Genomic DNA, 14,994 nt, shown 5'->3' on the forward strand with positions numbered 1-14,994 from the left:
AAGGCCCCTAACCCCCCGCCTCCCCGAGCCGGCTCGGCGGGCCGGCCTCGAAACCCGCGCACTCGTGGCACTGGTGCGGGCCGGCGCCATCGGCGTCGACCTGCCGCACCGCTTGGTGCAGGTCCTGGCGGCACTCGACACCTACGGGCCGTTCGGCGCCGCGCCGCGTATCGCGGCGATCCGGCACGGCGCGTATCCGGCGATCGCTGACGAACGCGGCGAGCTCACCTATGCCGAGTTCGACGAGGCAGTTGACCGGATTGCCAACGCATTCCGGGATCGGCTCGCCCCAGGTGACACCGTCGGCATCCTCTGCCGCAACCATCGCGGACCGCTGATCGTGGCGTTCGCCGCGTCCCGCGCCGGCGTCAACGCGGTATGGCTCAACACCGCGTTCTCGGCCCGGCAGGCGGCGGAAGTCGCGAACCGCGAAGGTGTCGATCTGCTGGTGCACGACGTCGAATTCACTGATCTGGTCGCCGATATCGAGGCACCGAAGGGCACGTTTGTTGCCGATATCGACAGCGCGAGTGACGATCTCGACACCCTCGCCGCGAGCGCGTCGCCCAAGGCACCACCGGCGCCGGCCAAGCAGGGCCGGATCATCCTGCTGACGAGTGGGACGACGGGCACGCCCAAGGGCGCACCGCGCGCCGAGCCGCGCAGCTTCATCCTCCCGGGCGGTCTCCTCGAGCGGCTGCCGATGCGCGCCCGCGAAGCCACCATCATCGGCCCGCCACTGTTCCACGGCACGGGCCTGCTGATCGCGATCATGACGATCGCCCTCGGCTCGAAGTTGGTGCTGCGGCGCAAGTTCGAGGCCGAGCAACTGGTGGCGGACATCGAGAAGCACAAGGCGACCACAGTGTGCGTCGTGCCGATCATGTTGCAGCGGGTACTTGCCCTGGGCGACAACACCGTCCGCAGCTACGACACCTCGAGCCTGCGGGCCATCTTCTGCGCCGGCTCCCAGTTGCCGGCCGCCGTCGCGACCGCGGCGCAGGATCTGCTGGGCGAGGTCGTCTACAACCTCTACGGCTCAACGGAAGTCGCACTGGCGACCATGGCCACCCCGGCCGACGTTCGCGAAGCCCCTACGTCGGTCGGCAAGCCGATGCTCGGCTGCCGGATCAAGATCTTCGACGACAACGGCCGCGAGGTACCCTCACCTGGCACAGGCCGGATATTCGTCGGCGCCGCAACACAATTCGAGGGCTACACCGGTGGTGGCACCAAGGAATTCATCGACGGTCTGATGGCCAGCGGCGACGTCGGGCACTTCGACGACAAGGGCCGGCTGTACATCGACGGCCGCGACGACGACATGATCGTCTCCGGCGGCGAGAACGTGTTCCCCGTCGAGGTCGAGGAACTGCTGGTCACCCATCCCGCCATCGTGGAAGCCTCCGCCGTCGGCGTCGACGACGAGGAATTCGGAAAACGCTTGCGCGCCTTCGTGGTCACCGTCTCGGGCGCCGAGGTCTCGGAAGCCGACCTCAAGCAGTTCGTCAAGGACAACCTGGCCCGCTACAAGGTGCCGCGCGAGGTGGTGTTCCTCGATGAGCTGCCGCGCAACCCCACCGGCAAGGTGCTCAAGCGCGACCTGATGACCTGGACGGACTGAGCTACGGGCTGCCGGGAGCCTTGAGCTTCGGCAGGCCACCAGTCAGCCCGCTCACCACCCCACCGACCGTTGACGTGACGGCACCGGCAGCGCGGTTCGCCATGCTGCCGGGGTTGGGCAGGCCGACATGCGGCGCGGCCTTGTTCCCCGTCGTCATGTCGACGAGGTTCTTGGCCGGCGGCGTATCGGTGCTCGCGGCCAACACCTTTGGACTCGACGGAGTAGCGGCCAGTGGCGCGGGGAGGTCACCTGCGGCCGCCTGCGCACCCTCCTGGACGGCACCGGGCAAGCGTCCCAACGCGGTCTGCGTTTCCGCCACGGACGGGAACAGACCGACCGGCCGGGTCTCGCCCGGGTCCTGCGGTATCGGCGAATTGTCCTTGTAACCTGCGTCGACCAGCACTTTCAGTGCGGGCTCGATCGGGTCCGCAATGATGTTGCCGCCCGGGATCATTCGCACCGGACGCAGTAGTGGCAGCCCGGGGGACGTGAACGTCACGTACGTGATGTTGCCCGGAACCGGCACGGTATCAACGACTGTGCCGTCCGGCGCCACGATGTAGTGGTAGTGCTGCGCACCCGGGGCGACGGGTTCGAGCGCGGCGTCCGGCACCGGCGCGGTCCGCTCGGCACCGTAATCCCCGAGGTAGGCGGCCAGCGTGTTGGCGTCGGCCAGCACGTTGATCGGGTAGGTCGGCGCATCGGAGTTGACGTTGTACTCGTAGGCGACATCAGTTATCGGGACCGTGGTGTCGCTCGGCGTCGGGGCGGCCGAGGTCAGCAGGAAGGGTGCGCCGAACCAGTAGGTGGTCCAGAATCCGCCGCCGGCGCGGTTCGAGTTGTTGTCGAGCACCACGAGTTTCACGTTGTCCAACGCGGGGTCATTGCGGTCCTGCAGGATGCCGATTGCCGTGCCCGTCTGCCCGGCACCCCAGCCCGACGACAGAACGACGATGCCGCGCGGGTCGTCGGCGTTGGCCGCTATCGCATTCGCGATCCCATTCGGCCCGGCGAGGAACGGCACCACCTGCGGCTGCCCGTACGGGCTCCAGTCCCGGTTGTAGTACTCCGAGCCCGCGAAGAACTGCGCCGTGGAGTTCGCCGGCGTGATCAGCGCCGCCAACGCCACCGGCGCCGACATCACGGGGACACGCGTCGTGGCGGTGGTGAACGCTGTCGCGACGCCCGCAGCCGTCACCGTTACCGCGGCGGCCCCGCGCGACCATCGCCGCGTCGCCGCACGTCGAGCTTCACGATGCTTCCCGGCCATACGGACCCGCCGTTCCTCGGTCTCTCCCTGGATTGCTCACCAGCTACCCCGGGACCGTACTACGTTGACCAGCGAAATGATTGGCAAATCTGATGATCATCGCGGCAACGTCCGAAAATGCTTGTCAAAGCGTGAAACTGCCTTGCGAGTATCCGAATCACTAACCAATGGCAAATTTGCACAAATTCGCCAGCAACCAGCTTCGATCATGTTTGGAGCTGCGCCGCTACATCGGTACCTGATGGGCACCGGGGAGTGCCGCGCACCGGCGCTCAGTCGTGGTGCTTGTTCTTGGGGCCTTTGCCCCGACCGTTGCCGGGGCCCGTGGGCGGCGGGGTCTCAACAGTCGGGGTCGACGTCAGCGGCGGAACCGGCGTGGATGTCGCGGTCGACTCCGACGTGCTGGTGCCGACCGGAGCCGGCGTGGCCGGCCGCGACGCGGCATCGGCGATCACCGCGACAACCGTCACCAGCAACACGATGGCCACCGCGGCCCAGAGCAGGAACCGCGACCGACGCCGCGGAGCGCCCACCGGCAGCAGCGTGGTCGCCGGATCCGGGAGCGGCTGGTCGAGCACCAGCGTGTGTGGACGAGCGGCAGGCACAGCGCCGGACAGCACCGCGCGCATCTCGTCGGCGCTACTGAACCGCCAGCGCCGATCGCGGGCCATCGCCCGTTCGACGACGCTCGCAAGAGCCGGGTCGGCATCGGGCCGGACCACGGTGACCGGCACCGGGTTTTCCTCGGCGACGGCACGGGCGAGCGCAACCACGTTGTCCTGAGGAAACGGCAGCCGACCGGTGAGCGCCTGATACCCGACCACACCGACTGCGTACAGATCGTCCGCGACGGTCGCGGGCCGCCCCGACAGCCGCTCGACGCTGAGATAGCCGAGGGTCCCGACGATCTGCCCTGCCATCGTGTGGCTCGAATCGCCACTCTTGGCAATACCGAAGTCGGCGAGTTTCGCCGACCCCGAACCGTCCAGGAGGATGTTCCCGGGCTTGATGTCCCGATGCAGGATGCCAGCCGCGTGCGCCACCGCGAGCGCCGAGAGCACGTCGTCGAGAATCGACCGGATCCGCTGCTGCGGCAGGGGTCCCGTAGCCATCGCGTCCGCCAGCGTCCGTCCCGGTAGCCGCTCCATGACGATGTACGGCGTGCCGTCGTGCTCGCCGTAATCGTGGACCGCGACGACATGCGGATGGTTCAGGCCGGCAGCGGCGCGGGCCTCGATCTCGAAACGGCGCCGGAAATCCGGCTGCGCGCTGAACTGCGGGTAGAGCAGTTTGACGGCCACCGGACGCTGCAACTGGGTGTCCCAGGCGTCGCGCACTTCGGCCATTCCGCCATGCCCCAGCGTCCCGCGCAACTGATAGCGCTCGGCGAGGACAGCGGGCACTGGCATGGCCCCAACGCTAGCCCTGATGGCGGTCGGGGAACGGCAGCGGTCGAATCGATCTCGCAGACCCCTCGAATTGCTGCGAGTACCGCAACCGCCCCGGCTCAGTCGACCTCTGGGCAGTAGAACTGCGGCTGGCCTCGGTATTCGAGGGGCGGCAGGTTGCGCGCGGGAGTCTGCACCAGCGGCGAATCGACGGGCAACCGGCCGGACGCCCGGTCCATCGCCGAGCGCTTGCGCGGGTGCATCAGCGCCCGCTTGGGCCCGTACTTCGCGGCCAGCGTGATCACCGCGCACAGCCGGTCATGCAGCCACTGCTGCCGGGGCGACCAGGTGTACCCCATCAGCTCACGCACCGGCTCGTCGTACAGCGCCACCGTCATGAAGGTCAGGAAGCGCTCCATCACCTTGAGGTTCCTGGACCATAACCAATCCGGAATCCATTGCAGCGAAGGATGTTTGGGCATGGTCGACAGTTCCATGACGGTCGTCGCGGCCCAGTTCTTCTCCAGCACATTGCGACACATGTGGTCCCAGTAGTCCTGGAATTCCTCCCAGCTCTTCGGTACGGGGCGCATGCTCATGCCGTACATGCGGTACCAGGTGACATGCTCGTCGAACAGCTGACGCTTGTCCGCCTCGGAGAGGCCGCCGCCGAATTTCTCGGCGGCCATGAGGGTGGATTTGAAGAACGTCGCGTGCGCCCAGTAGAAGACGTCGGGATTCAGTGCGCTGTAGCGCCGCCCCTGCTTGTCCACCCCTTTGATGCCGACGTGGTAGTCGCGGACCTCGGCGCCGGTCTGCGGCGCGCGGTAGCCGTCGAACACCACACCACCGATCGGGTAGATCGACCGGAACAGTCGCGGCATCCGTTCGATGAAGAAGATCGAGTGCTCCTCGACGGCCGCTCCGAGCTGCGGATGCATGTTCTGCATGGAGCCCGCCCAGGAGCCCTGGAACAGCCCGGTCCATTGGCCGAAGTACTTCCACGTCAACGAGTCCGGCCCGAGCGGCACCACGTCGTAGCCGCCGGGGGCGACGGGGCAGCCGGCCGACGCGGGGGCAGAATCGCTGGTCACGGGGCATACGTCGGAAGTATTTTGGGTCACCGGCATTCTTTCCTGGATGTCAGCGGGTATCCTGACTACACGCGTTGTCAGCCCACAGCCTAGGAGTCACGTGCCTTCCGGTCAACGACAGGGCCGCTGGTCCACCGTCCCACTGGCGGACCGTCCGACCCGGCGCCGCGAGGCGCTCATCGACGCCGGCATCGCCGCGCTCGGCCATTCCGACGGCCCCTCGGCGACGGTGCGCGCGGTGTGCCGCGCCGCCGGCCTGACCGAGCGCTACTTCTACGAAAGCTTCACCGACCGTGACGATTTCGTCCGCGCCGTCTACGACGAGGTGTGCACCACCGCCATGGCGGCGCTGACCTCCTCGCAGGGCGCCCGCGACGCCGTCGAGCGCTTCGTCACGATGATGGTCGACGACCCGACCCGCGGCCGGGTCCTGCTGATCGCCCCGGCGCAGGAACCCGTCCTCACCCGGTCCGGCGCCGCCTGGATGCCGAGCTTCATCGAGTTGCTGCAGCACAAGATGTTCCCCGACTCCGACCCCACCCGGCGGGCCCTGGAAGCGACCAGCCTGATCGGCGCCCTGACGGCGCTGTTCACCGGATATCTGGGCGGAAAGCTGCCGGTCACCCGCGAACAGTTCGTCGATTACTGCGTCGACATGCTGATGAGCCGGATCCCCGCGCACCGGTAGCACCGGTAACACGTACACGGCCGCGACATCACAGTTCAGATTCATCCGATCGGACATGCGTCACACAAACTTGATGTCACTACCCGACACAGATACTCTGACTGCTACCAACAGGTACAGATATATCGGGAGGCGCCATGACAGCCGACTACACCGACCTGCAGCTCCTGCACGAGCTGGAGCCGGTCGTCGAGACGCTCGTCGACCGCCATATGAGCATGCGGAAAGACTGGAACCCGCATGACTACATCCCCTGGAAAGAGGGCAAGAACTACTACGCCCTCGGCGGCCAGGACTGGGATCCGGATCAGGCCAAGCTCTCCGAGGTGGCCCAGACCGCCATGGTCCAGAACCTGCTGACCGAGGACAACCTGCCGTCCTACCACCGCGAGATCGCGATGAACATGGGCATGGACGGCGCCTGGGGCTACTGGGTGAACCGGTGGACCGCCGAGGAGAACCGCCACGGCATCGCCCTGCGTGACTACCTCGTCGTCACCCGCAACTGCGACCCGGTCGAGCTCGAGGAACTGCGTGTCGAGCAGGTCACCCGTGGCTTCTCGCCCGGCCAGAACCTGCAGGGTGATCTGTTCGCCGAGAGCCTGTTCGACTCGGTCATGTACGTCTCGTTCCAGGAGCTGGCCACCCGCGTCTCGCACCGCAACACCGGCAAGGCCTGCAACGATCCCGTCGCCGACCAGCTGCTGCAGCGCATCTCGGGTGACGAGAACCTGCACATGATCTTCTACCGCGATGTCTCGGCCGCCGGACTGGACATCAACCCGAACCAGGCGATGGCCTCGCTGCACCGCATCGTGGAGAACTTCAAGATGCCCGGGTACACCGTGCCCGACTTCCGCCGCAAGGCCGTCATCATCGCCGTCGGTGGCGTCTACGACCCGCGTATCCACCTCGACGACGTCCTCATGCCGGTGCTCAAGAAGTGGCGCATCTTCGAGCGCGAGGACTTCACCGGCGAAGGCGCGCGACTGCGCGACGACCTGGGCCGGATCATCAACGAGCTCGAGGACACCTGCGCGAAATTCGAGGTGGCCAAGGAACGTCGCCTCGAGCGTGAACGCAAGATGGCCGAGAAGAAGGCCATGAAGAACCTCCTGGTGTCGACATCAGCGTCGTAACCGAAGCTGTCAGCGAGACGGCCCGATCCCTTCGGATCGGGCCGATCTCGTTGCGCTCTCCGGTCGTCCTCGCCCCCATGGCGGGTGTGACGAACGTCGCCTTCCGCACCCTGTGCCGCGAGCAGGAGCTGGCCCGGGTGGGCACGGTGAGCGGTCTGTACGTCTGCGAGATGGTCACCGCGCGGGCGCTGGTCGAGCGCAACGCGGCGACCATGCACATGACGACGTTCGCGCCCGAGGAATCACCCCGCTCGCTGCAGCTCTATACCGTCGACCCCGCCACCACGTACGCTGCGGCCAAGATGATCGTCGACGAGAACATGGCCGACCACATCGACATGAACTTCGGCTGCCCGGTGCCCAAGGTCACCCGCCGCGGCGGCGGTTCGGCCCTGCCTTACAAACGCAAGCTGTTCGGCCAGATCGTGGCGGCAGCCGTGCGCGCCACCGAAGGCACCGACATTCCCGTCACCGTGAAGTTCCGGATCGGGATCGACGACGCCCACCACACCCACCTCGATGCCGGCCGGATCGCCGCCGAGGAAGGCGCCGCGGCCGTCGCACTGCATGCCCGCACCGCCGCGCAGCGCTATTCCGGCACCGCCGACTGGGACCAGATCGCCGCACTGAAAGCCCACGTCACTGGCGTCCCGGTGCTCGGAAACGGCGACATCTTCGACGCCGACGACGCACTGCGCATGATGGCCGAGACCGGGTGCGACGGCGTCGTCATCGGCCGCGGCTGCCTGGGCCGGCCCTGGCTGTTCGCCGAGCTGTCGGCGGCCTTCAATGGGCAGCCCCGACCCACACCGCCTACCCTCGGCGAAATCGCGAACATCATCCGACGCCACGGCCAACTCCTCGCCGACCACTTCGGCGAGGACAAGGGCATGCGCGACATCCGCAAGCACGTCGCCTGGTACCTGCACGGCCTGCCCGCCGGCGCCGACCTGCGTCGCGCCCTGGCGCTGGTGAAGACCTTGGCCGAGTTGGATGAGCTGCTCACCCAACTGGACTCGGATGTGCCGTTCCCGGATTGCGCGGAGGGCCCGCGGGGCCGGCAGGGCTCGCCGGGCTCTGTGGTGCTGCCCGAAGGCTGGCTGGATGATCCCGACGACTGCACAGTGCCGTTCGGCGCTGACTTGGTCAACTCTGGCGGGTAGACGTGAGCGACCGTGACCGGACCACCCCCGGCGAGGGTGACGGCGATGCTGCCGGCGACAACCCCTGGGTGACCCGTACAACGCGGGCCTCGGGTCCGGTGCGGGCACCGTGGGAACGGGACGGTCGGCTGACGGACCAGCCGGACGACGGCGAGGTCACCGGCAGTCACGGCGGTGGTGGCGTCACGGTCGCCGAACTGATCGCGCGGCTCTCCGGTGGCACGGTCCCGCCGGCCCCGGCCATCGAAGCCCCCTCACCAGCCAAGGCACCGGAACCCCAGCGGCCCGCGCCTGCGCCGAAGCCGGTGGCCCGTCCCGAGCCGAAGCCGGTGGCCCGTCCCGAGCCGCAGCCGGCGTCCCCGCCTCCGGTGCCCGTCAGCCCGGCCGCTGAGGCACCCACGCGCGCCCCCCGCCGCCGGCCCGAAACCGAGGCCGCCACAGAGGTTTTCAGTGCGCCCCTGGTGACGCCGGCGGACCCTGTCGAGCTGCCCGAACGGCCGCGCGCCGTGGTGCGCACGGATGTGCGGAACTACATCGACCATCCGGAACGGCCCGCCCACGCCGATGCCCCGCCGCCCGTCGACCACCACACCCGGCACCGGTTCGCGGTGGCCGGTCGCGTCCTCATGGCGCTGGCCGCCGTCATCGCGCTGGCCATGACCGGCGCTGCCTGGCAGTGGCAGAACATCAAGAACAACAACATGAACCGGGTCTCGGCGCTGGACCTCAACTCGCGCGACATCGTCGACCCCAACGCGCAGTTCGGCGACGAGAACTTCCTGATCGTCGGCGTGGACAGCCGCTACGGCCAGAACGCGGACATGGGCGCCGGCACCACCGAAGAGGCCGGTGGTGCGCGCTCGGACACCATCATGCTCGTCAACATCCCGGCGAACCGCAAACGTGTTGTGGCAGTGTCGTTCCCGCGCGACCTGGCCATCAAGCAGACGCAGTGCGAAGCCTGGGATCCGAAGACCGGCATGTACGGGCCGATCTACGACGAAGACACCAAAAGCTATGGGCCCGACCAGGTTTACACCGAGACCAAGCTGAACTCGGCCTACTCGTTCGGTGGCCCCAAGTGCCTGGTCAAGGTGATCCAGAAGCTCTCCGGCCTGTCGGTGAACCGGTTCATGGCAGTCGATTTCGCGGGTTTCTCCAAGCTGGTCGACGCGGTCGGCGGCGTCGAGGTGTGCAGCTCCACGCCCCTGCAGGACTACGAGCTGGGCACCGTGCTGGAGAACTCCGGACGTCAGGTCATCGACGGTCACACCGCGCTGCAGTACGTCCGCGCCCGCCAGGTGACCACTGAGGTCAACGGTGACTACGGCCGGATCAAGCGCCAGCAGATGTTCCTGTCGTCGCTGTTGCGGTCGATGATCTCCAAGGACACGTTCTTCAACCTCGGCAAGCTCAACAACGTCGTCAACCTCTTCATCGACGACTCGTCCGTCGACAACGTCACCACCAAGGATTTGGTGCAGCTGGGCCAGTCGATCCAGGGCGTCAGCGCCGGCCGGGTCACCTTCGTCACGGTGCCCACCGGCGTCACCGACTCCGAGGGCAATGAGCCGCCCCGCGTCCAGGACATGCGCGCGCTGTTCGACGCCATCATCAACGACGAGCCGTTGCCCGAGGAACGCAACTCCGACAACACCCCGGTGCCGTCCACCTCGGCCGCACCGAGCACCACGTCGGCCGCCTCGGACGGCGAAGTGGTCAACACCACGACGAGCGACCCCAGCCAGGTGACGGTCCGGGTGTCGAACTCGACCGGGCAGGACGGCCTGGCCGCGACCGCGACCAAAGAGCTGGAACAGCACGGCTTCACCGTCACCTCACCGGACGACTACCAGGGCCAGGTGACCGCGACGACGGTGTTCTTCTCGGCGGGACACGAACAGGCCGCCGCGACGGTGGCGTCGGCTTTGCCCAATGCCCACGTCGAGCAGGTGTCCGGCCTGGGAGACGTGGTACGGGTGGTCCTCGGGACCGATTTCACCTCGGTGGGCGCACCGTCATCCGGCGGCTCAATCGCGCAGCTCCGGGTGACCCACGGCACCCTGTCGGGCGAACCGACCAAACTGCCGGAAGATCTCAGCGTCACCAATGCGGCCGACACCAGCTGTAAATAGCATCTGACCTGTCCCATTCACCGGCCGTTCATTGCCAGATCACGGCATGTCCCCTGGCCAGAAAGTAGTCTGGAGCGCATGCGTACCGCGTACCACGAGCAGCTTGAATCACTGACCGCGCGCCTCGGCGAGATGTGCGGACTGGCCGGTGTTGCCATGGAGCGCGCGACCCAGGCCCTGTTGCAGGCCGACCTGGTACTGGCCGAGCAGGTCATTTCCGACCACGAGCAGATCGCCGTCATGAGCACGCAGGCCGAAGAACAGGCGTTCGTCCTGCTGGCCCTGCAGTCCCCCGTCGCCGGTGACCTGCGGTCCGTGGTCGGCTCCATCCAGATCGTCGCCGACGTGGACCGCATGGGCGCGCTGGCACTGCACGTCGCCAAGATCGCCCGCCGCCGTCACCCGCAGCACGCGCTGCCCGAGGAGGTCAACGGCTACTTCGCCGAAATGGGCCGTCTGGCAGTCGAATTGGGCAACACCGCGCAAGAGGTGCTGCTCACCCAGGACCCCGAGCGCGCCGCCCGGATCCACGAAGAAGACGACGCGATGGACGACCTGCACCGTCACCTGTTCAGCGTGATGATGGACCGGGAATGGAAGCACGGCGTGACCGCGGCCGTCGACGTGACGCTGCTGAGCCGGTTCTACGAGCGCTTCGCCGATCACGCCGTCGAGGTCGCCCGCCGGGTGATCTTCCAGGTCACCGGCCGTTTCTCCGACGACGACGGCCTGCCCACCATCCGCTAGGCCCGCTCGCGAGCTGGGGGCACCTCCTACTCGCGAGCAGACGTAAAACTGTCGTTTTCACGTGCAAATCGACAGTTTTACGTCTGCTCGGCAGGGACCAGCCGGACGCCGTCACGGCCGGCCGCCAGCAGGTCCTGCAGCATCTTTCGCCAGCACCGACAGTTCCGCGGCGGTGTAGTGCGACAGGAAGTCGTGCCGGCCGGCATCCATCTCGTCGTGCATACGCTGGTGTACCTCGATGAGCAGCTCCCCGTCCGCAGTGGGCGTCAGCTGCAGTTCCTTCCGGTTGCCCGGCACCGCTGAGCGGATCACGAGCCCGGCATCGACCAATCTTTGAACATGCTTCGACACGGTGCCCTTGAGCTGCCCGGCGCGGGCAGCCAGGCCCACCACACTGATCGGCCCGTCGGCGAGCACCACCAGTAGATGCAGGCTGAGCGTGGGTAGTTCACGCGCGATGTGTTCCAGCCGCACCGTCGGAGCCGACGACGTCATCGCGCTCGGGACCGACGACCTCACCGAAAGCGTTGTGGCCCAACACTCCGCGCGGCCGTTCGATGCCGTCATCGACTACCTGTGGGGTACGCCGGCCCAGCAGACGCTGGCGGCCCTGGCCGCCGCGCACTCGTCGAGCCATTTCCACGCCACCCGCTTCATCCAGGTCGGTTCGATGACGGGCGAGACCATCAATATCGACGCGGCGACGTTGCGCAGCACCGGAATCACACTCCAGGGTGTGGGCATCGGCAGCGTCCCGCCGGAGGCCCTGATGCGGGCCCGCTCCGAAGGCCTGCCGCGGTTGTTCGCGATGCTGGAGACCGGCGAGTTACAGATGACCACTGTGGCCCGCCCGCTTGCCGACATCGAAAACGTCTGGGCGGCAAAGGAACCCTCCGGCACCCGCGTCGTCATCACGCCGTAGGTGGGTAGGGGGTCACCTTCCCTCGCGAGCAGACGTAAAACTGTCGATTTCAAGCGAAAAACGACAGTTTTACGTCTGTTCGCGGAGTTATCCACAGGGCTGGAGACCGGATGGTGGCGCCCACGCGGTCGGTCGACCACGATCGACCTCATGTCGCTCGACGAGGTATTCGCTACATATGACGGGCTGGCGACCGCCCAGCAGTTGCTCGCGACGATGACCGACCGGGCACTCGCCCGTAGGGTCCGGGCCGGCGAAGTGTTCCGCGTGTGCCACGGTGTCTATTCCGCGCAGCCTCCGGACACAGCATGCCGCCTCCGCGCTCTGGACATGCTGTCCGACGTCCCGATTGTCGCCTGCATGAACACCGCTGCCGCGATGTACGACTTTGACACGGAACAGGACGACCGGACCCACATTCTCGACCCGGGCGTGCGCATCCGACCGACGCCTGAACTTGTGGTTCACCAGCGAATTGGCGCTCCGCTCAAGAAGATTGACGGCCGCCTGGTCACCGCGCCCGCGTGGACCGCAATCGAGGTCGCGCGGACATTGAAGCGTCCACGGGTGCTGGCGATACTGGACGCCGCGCTCCGCAGCGGCACCTGCAGCCAAACGGAGCTGCAGCAGGCACTCGAGGAACAACGTGGTCGTCGCGGCGTCGTCAACGTCCGCGAAATGCTGCCCCTGGCCGACGCCCGAGCCGAATCACCGATGGAATCGGAAATGCGACTGGTCTTCATGGATTGGGAGCTTCCCGCTCCCGAATTGCAGTACGAGATCCGAGACCTTCACGGCAAAGTATGGCGGCTCGATTTCGCGTGGCCAGAGTTCCGCGTCGCCGCCGAATACGACAGCATGGAATGGCACTCGAATCCCATTGCAGTCAAACATGATCGGATCAAGACAGCGCGCTTGCAGGAGATGAACTGGACCAGTGTTCCGGCAGTCGTCGACGACATCCGGCAATACCCAGTGGAGCTGTGCACGCGGATCAAGCGTCATTTCGACCGCGCAGCCTGACTGATGCACCCGCGAGCAGACGTAAAACTGTCAATTTCAAGCCGAAAACGACAGTTTTACGTCTGCTCGCGGGTTTAGGTGACCGACCTAACCGAAGCGGCCGGAGATGTAGTCCTCGGTGGCTTTCTTGGACGGGTTGGAGAAGATCTTCTCGGTGTCGTCGATCTCGATGAGCTGGCCCGGCTTGCCGGTGGCTTCGAGGTTGAAGAACGCCGTCTGATCACTGACGCGCGCCGCCTGCTGCATGTTGTGCGTGACGATCACAATCGTGAAGTCCTGCTTCAGTTCTGCGATCAGATCCTCGATGGCCAGCGTCGAGATCGGGTCCAGCGCCGAGCACGGCTCGTCCATCAGGAGCACGTCGGGCTGCACCGCGATGGCGCGGGCGATGCACAGCCGCTGCTGCTGACCGCCGGAGAGCCCACCACCGGGCTTGTCGAGCCGGTCCTTGACCTCGTTCCACAGGTTGGCGCCCTTGAGTGAGCGCTCGGCGACCTCGTCGAGCGTCTTCTTGTTGCGCACGCCCTGCAGCTTCAGCCCGGCCACCACGTTGTCACGAATCGACATGGTGGGGAACGGGTTCGGCCGCTGGAACACCATGCCGATGGTCTTGCGCACGCCGACGGGGTCAACGCCGGGGGCGTAGATGTCGTCACCGTCGAGCAGCACCGATCCAGTGGCGCGCGCGCCCGGGATCACCTCGTGCATGCGGTTGAGGGTGCGCAGCACCGTCGACTTACCGCAGCCCGACGGCCCGATGAACGCCGTCACACTGCGCGGCTCCACCGACAGGCTGACGCTCTGCACGGCGTGGAACGCGCCGTAATAGATGTTGAGATCCTTGAGATCCAGACGCTTGGCCATTAACCCGTACTCCTGCTCAAACCTTCTTGGGGGAAAAGAACTTGGCGCACAGCCGCGCTGCCACATTCAGCAGTGCGATCAGCAGCACCAGGGTCAGCGCCGCGCCCCACATCCTGTCAGTGGGGACCTCGTTGGCGCCGGCACCGGCGCCGATCTGGTCGTACATCATGCCCGGCAGCGAGCCCATGAAGCCGCCGAACATGTCGAAGTTCATGGCCTGTGCGTAGCCCACCAGGACCAGCAGCGGGGCCGTCTCGCCCATGACGCGGGCCAGCGACAGCATGATGCCCGTGACGATGCCCGACAGCGCCGTCGGGATGACAATGCGCACAATGGTTTTCCACTTGGGAATGCCCAATGCGTAGCTGGCCTCACGCAGGTCCATCGGGACGATGCGCAGCATCTCCTCGGTGGCCCGCACGATGACGGGGATCATCAGCAGTACCAGTGACAGTGACACCGCGAAACCGGTGCGCTGGAAGCCCAGGGTGGCCACCCACAGCGCGTAGATGAACAGCGCGGCAACGATCGACGGGACACCGGTGAGGATGTCGACCATGAACGTGGTGACCTTGCCCAGCTTGGTGCCGCCGCCGTACTCCACCAGGTACACCGCCACCATCACGCCGATCGGGATCGAGATGGCGGCACACACCAGGGCTTGCAGCACGGTGCCGACGATGGCGTGGTACGCACCGCCGCCTGCGTCGAACGCCGTCATGCCGGACTGCGAGTTGGTGAACCACTCCGCCGACGTGATGGCCTTATAGCCCTTGGTGACAACGGAATACAGCACCCACACCAGGGGGATCAGCGCGACCAGCAGCGACAGGCTGACCAGCACCGTCGCAACCTTGTCGGTCACCTTCCGGCGCAGGCCCACCCCTTCGAACGACTGGTGCTTGACCGGCCGCTCCAGCATCGCCGCCATCTTCGC

General features: G+C 66.6%; 12 protein-coding genes and 2 pseudogenes. 8 read left to right on the forward strand and 6 right to left on the reverse strand.

Annotated elements, in window-relative coordinates:
* Positions 1 to 1,624 (forward strand): AMP-binding protein (locus tag EB75_RS17595; protein ID WP_217267710.1); only part of this gene is annotated, 1,624 nt, incomplete at its 5' end.
* A 1-nt stretch (position 1,625) separates the two neighbouring features.
* On the opposite strand, the gene EB75_RS17600 is transcribed toward EB75_RS17595, so the two are convergent.
* The 3 genes from EB75_RS17600 to EB75_RS17610 all read right to left on the reverse strand — a co-directional run bounded on the left by EB75_RS17600 (position 1,626) and on the right by EB75_RS17610 (position 5,406).
* Entirely contained in the window at positions 1,626 to 2,894 is a 1,269-nt protein-coding gene (locus EB75_RS17600; protein WP_073696637.1) for a PE-PPE domain-containing protein, read from the reverse strand.
* 272 nt (positions 2,895 to 3,166) lie between these two features.
* Positions 3,167 to 4,303 carry a serine/threonine-protein kinase gene (locus EB75_RS17605; protein WP_073696638.1) on the reverse strand — a complete coding sequence of 379 codons (1,137 nt, stop codon included), beginning with the start codon at positions 4,301 to 4,303 and terminating at the stop codon, positions 3,167 to 3,169.
* Between the two features lie 98 nt (positions 4,304 to 4,401).
* Complete coding sequence (locus tag EB75_RS17610) at positions 4,402 to 5,406, reverse strand: oxygenase MpaB family protein (protein WP_073696670.1); 1,005 nt, start codon at positions 5,404 to 5,406, stop codon at positions 4,402 to 4,404.
* A gap of 70 nt (positions 5,407 to 5,476) precedes the next feature.
* Here EB75_RS17610 and EB75_RS17615 point away from each other — a divergent pair, with 70 nt between their 5' ends.
* The 5 genes from EB75_RS17615 (at position 5,477) to phoU (ending at position 11,248) form a co-directional block, all read left to right on the forward strand.
* Positions 5,477 to 6,064 (forward strand): TetR/AcrR family transcriptional regulator, encoded by a 588-nt coding sequence (locus EB75_RS17615; protein WP_073696639.1) that lies wholly within the window; start codon positions 5,477 to 5,479, stop codon positions 6,062 to 6,064.
* Positions 6,065 to 6,201: 137 nt separating this feature from the next.
* Complete coding sequence (locus tag EB75_RS17620) at positions 6,202 to 7,203, forward strand: acyl-ACP desaturase (RefSeq protein ID WP_073696640.1); 1,002 nt, start codon at positions 6,202 to 6,204, stop codon at positions 7,201 to 7,203.
* A complete protein-coding gene (gene dusB, locus EB75_RS17625; RefSeq protein ID WP_217267711.1) occupies positions 7,191 to 8,366 on the forward strand; it encodes a tRNA dihydrouridine synthase DusB in 1,176 nt (391 codons plus the stop codon). The genes EB75_RS17620 and dusB overlap by 13 nt, the downstream gene beginning before the upstream one ends.
* Before the next feature lie 2 nt (positions 8,367 to 8,368).
* Entirely contained in the window at positions 8,369 to 10,501 is a 2,133-nt protein-coding gene (locus tag EB75_RS17630; protein WP_073696642.1) for an LCP family protein, read from the forward strand.
* A gap of 78 nt (positions 10,502 to 10,579) precedes the next feature.
* Complete coding sequence (gene phoU, locus EB75_RS17635; protein WP_073696643.1) at positions 10,580 to 11,248, forward strand: phosphate signaling complex protein PhoU; 669 nt, start codon at positions 10,580 to 10,582, stop codon at positions 11,246 to 11,248.
* 77 nt (positions 11,249 to 11,325) lie between these two features.
* On the opposite strand, the pseudogene EB75_RS17640 reads toward phoU, so the two are convergent.
* Positions 11,326 to 11,719 (reverse strand): annotated as a pseudogene (locus EB75_RS17640) (MarR family winged helix-turn-helix transcriptional regulator); the annotation flags it as partial.
* Here EB75_RS17640 and EB75_RS17645 point away from each other — a divergent pair.
* Together EB75_RS17645 and EB75_RS17650 are read left to right on the forward strand one after the other, a co-directional pair.
* Positions 11,718 to 12,170: pseudogene (locus EB75_RS17645) on the forward strand (zinc-binding alcohol dehydrogenase family protein); the annotation flags it as partial. The pseudogenes EB75_RS17640 and EB75_RS17645 sit on opposite strands and share 2 nt — an antisense overlap.
* A 150-nt stretch (positions 12,171 to 12,320) precedes the next feature.
* Positions 12,321 to 13,193: a type IV toxin-antitoxin system AbiEi family antitoxin domain-containing protein gene (locus EB75_RS17650; protein WP_073696644.1), complete on the forward strand. Its 873-nt coding sequence runs from the start codon at positions 12,321 to 12,323 to the stop codon at positions 13,191 to 13,193.
* Between the two features lie 87 nt (positions 13,194 to 13,280).
* Here EB75_RS17650 and pstB read toward each other — a convergent pair whose 3' ends face one another.
* A complete protein-coding gene (pstB, locus tag EB75_RS17655) occupies positions 13,281 to 14,057 on the reverse strand; it encodes a phosphate ABC transporter ATP-binding protein PstB (protein ID WP_073696645.1) in 777 nt (258 codons plus the stop codon).
* Between the two features lie 16 nt (positions 14,058 to 14,073).
* On the reverse strand, positions 14,074 to 14,988 hold the full coding sequence (pstA, locus tag EB75_RS17660) for a phosphate ABC transporter permease PstA (protein ID WP_073696671.1): 915 nt from the start codon (positions 14,986 to 14,988) through the stop codon (positions 14,074 to 14,076).
* Positions 14,989 to 14,994: the final 6 nt, after the last annotated feature.

The sequence above is a fragment of the Mycobacterium sp. ST-F2 genome (assembly GCF_001905655.1).
GTDB lineage: Bacteria > Actinomycetota > Actinomycetes > Mycobacteriales > Mycobacteriaceae > Mycobacterium.

Bases quoted from the DNA above. Each gene is read 5' to 3' on its own strand.
- EB75_RS17600 (WP_073696637.1), bottom strand. From the start codon at position 2,894: ATGGCCGGGAAGCATCGTGAAGCTCGACGTGCGGCGACGCGGCGATGG.
- EB75_RS17605 (WP_073696638.1), bottom strand. From the start codon at position 4,303: ATGCCAGTGCCCGCTGTCCTCGCCGAGCGCTATCAGTTGCGCGGGACG.
- EB75_RS17620 (WP_073696640.1), top strand. From the start codon at position 6,202: ATGACAGCCGACTACACCGACCTGCAGCTCCTGCACGAGCTGGAGCCG.
- phoU (WP_073696643.1), top strand. From the start codon at position 10,580: ATGCGTACCGCGTACCACGAGCAGCTTGAATCACTGACCGCGCGCCTC.
- EB75_RS17650 (WP_073696644.1), top strand. From the start codon at position 12,321: ATGTCGCTCGACGAGGTATTCGCTACATATGACGGGCTGGCGACCGCC.
- pstB (WP_073696645.1), bottom strand. From the start codon at position 14,057: ATGGCCAAGCGTCTGGATCTCAAGGATCTCAACATCTATTACGGCGCG.
- pstA (WP_073696671.1), bottom strand. From the start codon at position 14,988: ATGGCGGCGATGCTGGAGCGGCCGGTCAAGCACCAGTCGTTCGAAGGG.